General features: G+C 74.3%; 3 protein-coding genes and 3 pseudogenes. 5 read left to right on the forward strand and 1 reads right to left on the reverse strand.

Annotated features, from left to right (window positions below; translation table 11 throughout):
- Window positions 1-427 (reverse strand): annotated as a pseudogene (locus AOK18_RS18440) (hypothetical protein); the annotation flags it as partial.
- A gap of 534 nt (window positions 428-961) precedes the next feature.
- On the opposite strand from AOK18_RS18440, the gene AOK18_RS18445 reads away from it, so the two are divergent.
- From AOK18_RS18445 to AOK18_RS34450, 5 genes and pseudogenes are all read left to right on the forward strand, one after another.
- Window positions 962-3,124 (forward strand): RecQ family ATP-dependent DNA helicase, encoded by a 2,163-nt coding sequence (locus tag AOK18_RS18445; protein WP_055695093.1) that lies wholly within the window; start codon window positions 962-964, stop codon window positions 3,122-3,124.
- Window positions 3,125-3,309: 185 nt separating this feature from the next.
- Entirely contained in the window at window positions 3,310-5,043 is a 1,734-nt protein-coding gene (locus tag AOK18_RS18450; protein ID WP_055695094.1) for a DUF4192 domain-containing protein, read from the forward strand.
- A 369-nt stretch (window positions 5,044-5,412) separates the two neighbouring features.
- Window positions 5,413-6,171, forward strand: a complete 759-nt coding sequence (locus AOK18_RS18455; RefSeq protein WP_055572242.1) for an NUDIX hydrolase — start codon at window positions 5,413-5,415, stop codon at window positions 6,169-6,171.
- Window positions 6,172-6,404: 233 nt separating this feature from the next.
- Window positions 6,405-6,960 (forward strand): annotated as a pseudogene (locus AOK18_RS34445) (ATP-binding cassette domain-containing protein); the annotation flags it as partial.
- Between the two features lie 2 nt (window positions 6,961-6,962).
- Window positions 6,963-7,459, forward strand: a pseudogene (locus tag AOK18_RS34450) (hypothetical protein); the annotation flags it as partial.

Here is a 7,459-nt window from a genome sequence, read left to right on the forward strand (position 1 = left end):
TCGCGGGTCAGCGTGATGTACGCCCCGCAGCGCAGCCCGTGCAGCGTGCAGGCGTCCCGCAGCCCCCACATCCACGCGCCGTCCTCCTCCGTCCAGCGCGCTTCGCCGTCGCGGCAGTAGAGCAGGACGGCGGTGCGGACCGGCGTGCGGCGCCGCAGGTCGTGCGGGACGACCCGGCGCAGCTGGGACAGCAGTGCGTTGCGGAACATCCAGCCGTCCGCACGCGCTCGTCCTGGTCGAGCACGGCGACGATCGCGGTCGCCGGTCCCGGGTGGTGCCGGGCGTGCAGTCCGCTGACGACCTCGCGCGGGTTGCGCAGCAGCGGGATTCCCGCGGCAGCCCACTCCGCGGGTTCGAGCAGACGAGTGGCGGAAGCGGCGGGCGTCGACAGCGATGCCGCCGAGGACGGAGCGAATCCGAAGGTCACGGTCCTCCCTTCGGCTACGCCCGGACTGCGGGCGGGGTCGGATTCAGGGGAGCGCGCACGCAACGGAGCCCAACCTGGGCGGCGGACGAACCGTGCGGGTGCGGACCTCAATTCTTCCTGTCGAACCTGGATGCGGCAACGAGCAATCGTGCGAGCCGACCGGTATCGGATGATTGAGAGGTATATCCCCGCTCACCGCACCCGCCATGCCCTCCGGACACCCTCGAAGCACTCGGCGACGGCTCGTACGGGCCACGAATGCCCGCTTCCCGGAGGGTGTCCGGCGCCCGAGGAGGCACGCGGGGAACCCGGGCGGCGGAGCGCACGCGCCGCGGGCCGCCCGCGGCGGCGTCCGCCCCGGCCGCGGGACCGGGGGCCCCGGGGTCCGGGCCTTCCGGCCCCCTCGGCGCACACGTCTCGACCGGGAGCCGGCCGGGGCTCACGACGCTGCCGCCGGGGCCGGCGGACCCGGCGGCGGGGGCCCTCGCCGAGCGGGATTGGCCGACTGTCCGAGGTGTGCGGTTGCATGGGGGCATGAACGATCTGGAGCTGCGTGCCGAAGCCGACGCCATCCTCGCCGAGCTGGTCGGTGATCCCGGGGGCACGGCACGGCTCCGGGAGGACCAGTGGCAGGCGGTGGCGGCCCTGGTGGTGGACCGTCGCCGTGCCCTGGTGGTGCAACGCACCGGATGGGGCAAGTCGGCGGTGTACTTCGTGGCCACCGCGCTGCTCCGCCGGCGCGGCTCCGGCCCCACGGTGATCGTCTCGCCGCTGCTGGCGTTGATGCGCAACCAGGTCGAGTCGGCGGCGCGGGCCGGTATCCGGGCGCGCACGATCAACTCGGCGAACCCCGAGGAGTGGGAGGCCATCCACGAGGAGGTCGAGCACGGAGAGGTCGACGTTCTCCTCGTCAGCCCGGAACGCCTCAACTCCGTCGACTTCCGCGAACGGATGCTGCCCCGGCTCGCGGCCACGACCGGCCTCCTGGTCGTCGACGAGGCCCACTGCATCTCCGACTGGGGCCACGACTTCCGCCCCGACTACCGCAGACTCCGCACGATGCTGCAGGAGCTCTCCCCGGGGGTCCCGGTGCTGGCCACCACGGCCACGGCCAACGCCCGCGTCACGGCGGACGTGGCCGACCAGCTGGGCACCGGGGCCGGTGAGGCCCTGGTACTGCGCGGCACGCTGGAACGGGAGAGCCTGCGGCTCGGCGTGGTCCGGTTGCCGGACGCCGCCCACCGTCTGGCCTGGCTCGGCGAGCACCTGAACGACCTGCCGGGCTCCGGGATCGTCTACACGCTGACCGTCTCGGCCGCCGAGGAGGTCACCGCCTATCTGCGCGCGCACGGCTTCGCCGTGGCCTCGTACACCGGCCGGACGGAGAACGCCGACCGCCAGCAGGCCGAGGCCGACCTGCTGGCGAACCGGGTGAAGGCCCTGGTGGCGACCTCCGCCCTCGGGATGGGCTTCGACAAGCCGGACCTGGGCTTCGTGGTCCATCTCGGTTCGCCCTCCTCACCCATTTCGTACTACCAGCAGGTGGGCCGTGCGGGCCGCGGTGTGGAACACGCCGACGTGCTGCTGCTTCCCGGCAAGGAGGACGAGGCGATCTGGCGTTACTTCGCCGAGGTCGCCTTCCCGCCCGAGGCGCAGGTCCGCCAGACCCTCGCCGCCCTCGCCGACGCCGGGCGGCCGCTGTCCGTGCCCGCCCTGGAGGCGTTGGTGGACCTCCGGCGGACTCGCCTCGAGATGATGCTGAAGGTCTTGGACGTGGACGGTGCCGTACGGCGTGTGAAGGGCGGGTGGGCGTCCACCGGCGCCGACTGGGTCTACGACGCCGAGCGCTACGCCTGGGTCGCCCGCCAGCGTGCCGCCGAGCAGCAGGCCATGCGCGACTACGTCGGCACCACCCAGTGCCGGATGGAGTTCCTGCGCCGCCAGCTGGACGACGAGAAGGCCGCCCCGTGCGGCCGCTGCGACAACTGCGCGGGAGTCTGGGCGGATCCCGGCGTCTCGGCCCGGGCACTGGCCGGCGCGGCCGGTGAGCTGGAGCGTCCGGGCGTGGACGTCGAACCGCGCCGCATGTGGCCCACCGGGATGCCCGCCGTGGGCGTCGACCTCAAGGGACGCATTCCGGCGAAGGAGCAGTGCTCCCCGGGGCGGGCCCTGGGACGTCTCTCGGACATCGGCTGGGGCAACCGCCTGCGCCCGCTCCTGGCGGAACAGGCGCCCGACGGTCCGGTCCCCGACGACGTCCTCCAAGCGGCGGTGGCGGTCCTCGCCGACTGGGCGCGTTCCCCGGGAGGGTGGGCGGTCACGGGCCCGGACGCGTCGGCGCGGCCCGTGGGAGTCGTCGCGGTGCCCTCCCTGAGCCGGCCCCGGCTCGTCGGTTCCCTCGCCGAAGGGGTGGCCGCCGTCGGGCGTCTCCCGTTCCTCGGCACCCTCGGCCACACCGGGCACGACGGGGCGCACCGGGCCCACAGGAGCAACTCGGCCCAGCGGCTGCGGACGCTCTCCGCCGCCTTCACCGTGCCCGAGGAACTGGCCGGCGCCCTGGCGGCCGCTCCGCACGGCCCGGTCCTGCTCGTGGACGACTACTCCGATTCCGGCTGGACCCTCGCGGTGGCCGCCCGCCTGCTGCGCCGGGCAGGCGCGGAGCAGGTCCTCCCGCTGGTCCTCGCCGTGACGGCCTGAGGAGGCGCGGGGCCGACCGGCTTCCGCGGCCGGCACCGGCACGAGACGACGAACGTACGGACATCGTCCGGCAATCACACCACAAGGGAGACGAAAGCCCAGGTCACATAGGGTGCGTGACGTGTTCCTGGTCAGAGTTGTCCACAGGGAGAGCAGGATCTCCCGATCCGCGACATCGTCCTGCCATGACGAACAGCAACGAAACCAACGGATCCCCCGACCACGGCGACCTCACCGGCCGGGAACGGGACGAGCCCGTCGGCCTTCCGGGACGCGACGGCACCGCCGGTGGGGCCGAGGCCCCGGGGCGGAGGACGCACAAGGGCGCGGACACGCATGCGGGACGGGCGAGGGACATCGCCTGCACCGCCTACGGCAGCCACGGAGGCGAACAGCAGGTCACCCTGCGCACACCCGCCGAACTCGCCGACGCCCTGCCCTATCTGCTCGGCTACCACCCCGAGGACAGCATCGTCCTGGTCGCCCTGTACGACAAGGACGGACGGGGCCGGTTCGGCGGCCGGGCCAGGCTCGGCATCCCCGCGAACCGGGACGACTGGCCCGCCGCCGCCCGGCAGCTGGCCCAGGGGCTGGTCACGGGCAGCGAGCGCCGAGGCGTCAAGCCCGAGCAGATGGTCGTCTTCCTCTGCCGGGAACCGGGGGAGGGCGAACCCGGCCGGCGGGTCAAGGAGCGGCTGGGTCCGCTCGCCCACGCGCTGCGCCTGGAGTGCGGTGCTCTCGACGTCCCCGTGGTGGAGGCCCTGTGCATCTCGGGCGGCCGCTTCTGGTCGTACTGCTGCGACGACGAAGGGTGCTGCCCCCCGGCCGGCACGCCGATGGGGCTGCCGGGCACCTCTGTGCTGGCCGCCGCCGCGACCTACGCCGGGCTTCAGGTCCGGGGCACACTGCGCGAACTGCGGGCGAGGTTCCTCCCGTGGGAGAACGCCGCCGCCCTCGAACAGGAAGCGGCCCTGGACGCCGCCCACCGGACGCTGGTCCCCAAGATCCTCGACGCGGCGGGACGGGACGAGGTCGCCCGGCAGACACGGGAACTGGCCTCGCGCGTCATGGACCGACTGGCCGGAGCCCCCTCCGTGTCCGGCATGCTCCCCGCCGATCTGCGGGACGACGAACTGCTCCGGCACGACGAGGCCGCCGCGCTGATCCTCGGCCTGCAGGACCGCACGACCCGGGACCGGGCGGCGGAGTGGATGGAGGGCGAGGAGGCGGGTCCCGCGCTCCGCCTGTGGCGGGCGCTGGCCCGCCGTTGCGTCGGATCGTACGGCGAACACGCCGCGGCCCCCCTGACGCTCGCCGGCTGGGTCGCCTGGTCCACCGGCGACGAGCTGGAGGCCAGGGAAGCGCTCGCCATGGCCCTGGGCGCCGATCCCGACTATCTCTTCGCCCGCCTGCTGCACCAGGCCTGCAACGAGGGCCTCGACCCGGAATCGATCCGCCGCTGCCTGCGTGCGGAACGCGATGACGACGGGAAGACGGACGGCGCAGGACCGGCCGCCGACGCGGTCGGCGAGGGGGAGGGTGAGGATCCGGACGGTGAGGACCCGGGAGGCGAGGAGTCCGGTGACCGCACGGAGCCCGGTGCCACGGAGTCCGGCACGGCGGGCGGGACCCCCTCCTTCGGACCCGTGGCTGACGTGGGACGGGACACGCCCCCACGCCAACGGCGGCGGGAGCGTGTCCCCGGCGCCGGCACGGCCGGCGGTCCCCCGCGTCGGGGGCGGGCGCACGACGACCGCCCGGGCGTACGGATTCCGCACCCCCGTACGGCGGCGGGCGGTACGGGCCCGGGTGGGGCGCGTCCCGGCACGGAGGGGCCGGACGCCGCACGCCGTCGCCGCTCCGCCCTGCGTCGGGGACGTGCGCAGATCCGGAGCCGGGGGAGCGCCGGGGAGGAGTGACGGAGGAGCCCCGGGCAGGAGCGGCGGAGAGGGACGACCGGCGGGCGCGCGAAGGGAGGGCGACGGCCAGGACACCGCCCTCCCCGGGCCGCCCCGCAAGTGAGCCGGCCACCCACCGGCCGGGAGGAGGCGGAAGGGACCACGGAGACGCGTGAGGGACCGGGGACCCCAGGGGCCGAGGGACAGGGGAAGGAGGAAGACCGGTGAGGAGGGGCGCCGAGATAGTCCCGCGGCTGCGGGACCGCCGGCCGTCAGCTCCCCGGGACGTCGGATCCTTGAGACGGGAGGAGCACCGGCCGAAGCGGGCCGGCCGTCGACGGCGGCGGTGAAGGGAGTGTTTATCGTCAGGCAGACGACTATGATCGCCGCATGCCCTACGACCCGTCAGCCTTTCCGCCTTTCGCCGTCACCGTGGACCTGGTCGTGCTGACCGTGCGCCGCCATGCCCTGTGCGCGCTGGCGGTCCGCAGGGGCGAACCGCCGTTCCAGGGACGCTGGGCGCTCCCCGGCGGATTCGTCCGGGCCGACGAGGACCTGGCACAGGCGGCGGCACGCGAACTGGCGGAGGAGACGGGCCTGCGCGTGCACGACCCCGCCGCCCCCGCCCAAGCCGGCGGCGCGCACCTGGAACAGCTCGCCACCTACGGCGATCCCGAGCGTGACCCGCGGATGCGGGTCGTGAGCGTGGCGCACCTCGCCCTCGCCCCCGACCTGCCCGCACCCACGGCGGGCGGCGACGCCAGCAACGCGCGCTGGGCGCAGGTCGGGGAACTGCTCCGACCTGCGGACCCCGGCGGGGACGGCGAGCCGGTGGCGCCGCTCGCCTTCGACCACGCGCGGATCCTGGCGGACGGGGTCGAGCGAGCCCGCTCCAAGATCGAGTATTCGTCGCTGGCCACGGCCTTCTGTCCGCCCGAGTTCACCGTGGGCGAACTGCGCCGGGTCTACGAGGCCGTGTGGGGCGTGGCCCTGGACCCGCGCAACTTCCACCGCAAGGTGACGGGTACGCCAGGCTTCCTGGTGCCCACGGGCGGTACGACCACCCGCCAGGGCGGCCGCCCCGCCCAGCTCTTCCGGGCCGGCGGAGCCACCCTGCTCAACCCGCCGATGCTGCGCCCCGAGGTGTGAACCCCCTGCCCGAGCGGCAGGAGTGGGTGGCGACGGGAAGGCGGGGACGGAGATGCCGGCCCGGGCGGGCGCGGGCCGCTGACGCGGATGGTGCGGGCCGTCGGCCACGGATCCCGTGCGGTTGGATTCCCCGTGGTCGGCAGGCCTTGCGGTGCCCGAAAAATACGATATGGCGCGCTATCTTGCTTTGAGTGATCCAGGCCCTCGGACTGACCAGCAACCCGCGCAAAGAGCTGCCGCCCGCCGTCGACGACGTCTCCTTCGAGGCGCACGCAGGTGAGGTCACGATGCTGCTCGGGGCACCGGGCGCGGGCAAGACGACGGTCCTCAGGCTCATGCTCGAACTTCAACCGGGCCGTGGCATCACCTACTTCAGAGGCCGTCCACTGCGCAGCATCGGCCACCCGTCCCGCGAAGTCGGCGTACTGCTGGGTGATGTACCGGGGCACCCCGCGCGCACGGTGCGCGGACACGTCCGCATGCTGTGTGCCGCGGCGGGGGTTCCGGTACGCCGCGGGGACGAAGTCCTTGAAGCCGTCGGGCTCGTGAGCCTGCGGGAGGAACGCCTCGGCACGCTCTCGCGGGGCATGGACCGACGCCTCGGACTGGCCTGCGCGCTGTTGGGGGACCCGCACACCCTCGTGCTCGACGAACCCGTACGCGGGCTCTCCGCCGACGAGAGCCGCCGGCTGCACGGCATGCTCCGGGCCCACGCGGACCGGGGCGGCACCGTCCTGAGCACCACGGCCGACCCCAAGGAGGCGGCGCGCGCCGCGGACCGGGTGATCANNCCGGCTGCGTCCCCGTGTCGCCGTCCGCACACCGCATGCCGCCCGGCTCTCGGCGCTGCTCGCCAAGGAGGCCCGCACCCAACGGCGTTCCGTGGAGGTGGCCGAGGAGGGCGGCAACCGCATCTCCGTCTACGGCAGTACCTGTGCGGAGGTCGGTGAGACCGCCTTCCGGCACGGCATCGTCGTCCACCAACTCGCTGACGAGACAGGGGACATGGGTCCTGGAGCGGGAACACACCGCGCCGAGGGGGCGAGGGCCCCGGACGAGGGGACGCCCTCCGCCGTGCAGCCCTCCACGGCACCGTCGGCCACCGCGCAGTCCTCCGCGGCGCCGTCCGCCGACCCGCAGGCGTCCACCGTGCCCCCGGTCAGCGCGGCCACCCCCGACGCCGGGCGCCCCGACGGTCCCCCGGATTCCCGTCCTGCCGACCACCCGCCGGCCGGCCCCCGCACCGGGGGCGAGGCCCCGGGCCCGGAGCTGTCCCTCATACACATCT

The organism is Streptomyces prasinopilosus (assembly GCF_001419695.1).
Lineage (GTDB): Bacteria > Actinomycetota > Actinomycetes > Streptomycetales > Streptomycetaceae > Streptomyces > Streptomyces prasinopilosus.